Origin of the sequence: Neisseria sp. Marseille-Q1983 (assembly GCF_018224585.1) — a bacterium.
Taxonomy (GTDB): Bacteria; Pseudomonadota; Gammaproteobacteria; order Burkholderiales; family Neisseriaceae; genus Neisseria; species Neisseria polysaccharea.
The window spans coordinates 1-988 of the sequence record NZ_JAGTUI010000111.1; the positions used below are offsets into that span (position 1 = coordinate 1).

A 988-nucleotide genomic window follows, 5' to 3' on the forward strand; every position below is an offset into this window, starting at 1 on the left:
CCTGCTCCGCCACGAAGTTCACAGGTCGGGAAGCCAGCCGTTTTGCCGCTTCCCAGGCGAGGTTATAGTCTTTGTTACCCAGTGCGGTGAAGATTTCGCCCAGGTCTTCCAATGCGGGAGCAACGAATTGGTAGATGTCTTGGGCAAGGTTCTTAAAGCCGTTGGCCAGCGAGCGCAGGGATACGCCGTTTTCGTCGATAAACCCCTTCAGGCGCAGCCAGTCGAATGCGGCATTACCCGCTTCCGCCCACGACTTGTAGCCGGTAAGCAGGTAAACAAAGGCGGATTTCAGGCTGTCCACCGATACTTTGGAGGTTTTGATATAGCCGGTAAACGCGCCCCAGTCGAACAGGCTCTTTCCGCCCTCCGCCCAAGTTTTGTAGTCGTCATAGAGCAGCACGAAGGCGGCACCAAGTGCGGCAACGGCAGCGGCGGCCGCCGCGAACGGGGCGATAAAGGCATACAGCGCCGTTACTGCCGACCACAGCACCGGAATCAGCACCACGCCCAATACAAACGCCAAGCCTTCGAAAACGTGCTTCATCGTGTTTTCGTTGCGCATCAGGTAGTCGGCAAAGCTGCTGACCAGTTTTACCAGCCGCAACAGGTGCGGGGCGAGCGCGTCGGCAACCATATTCTTCAGCGCGTCCCATTGTTGGTTGAGGTAGGCGCGGGAGCGGGTCAGTTCGCGGCTGACGGCAATTTCTTTTTCGCCGGAACGGTAAAGGTTGCGCTGCATCTCCAGCATCTTTTCCATTTCGGCACGCCCGAGCAGCAGGGTGTTGATCGTGCCGTCGTCCAAGCCCATGCTTTTGGCCAGATTGTAGGCCTGCACCCTGTCCATTTTGGAAAAGCGGTCGGACAAATCCAGCATAATGCTGTCGAGATTGCGCGCTTTGCCGTCTGCATTGAGCAATGCCACGCCAAAGGCATTGAAGAACGGCACGATGGAGGTATCGCCCATAGTGGTCAGGCGCGTAATGCCCAT

General features: G+C 57.3%; 1 pseudogene. It reads right to left on the reverse strand.

Annotated elements, in window-relative coordinates:
• A pseudogene (locus KEM39_RS11380) lies at positions 1-988 on the reverse strand (lytic transglycosylase domain-containing protein); the annotation flags it as partial.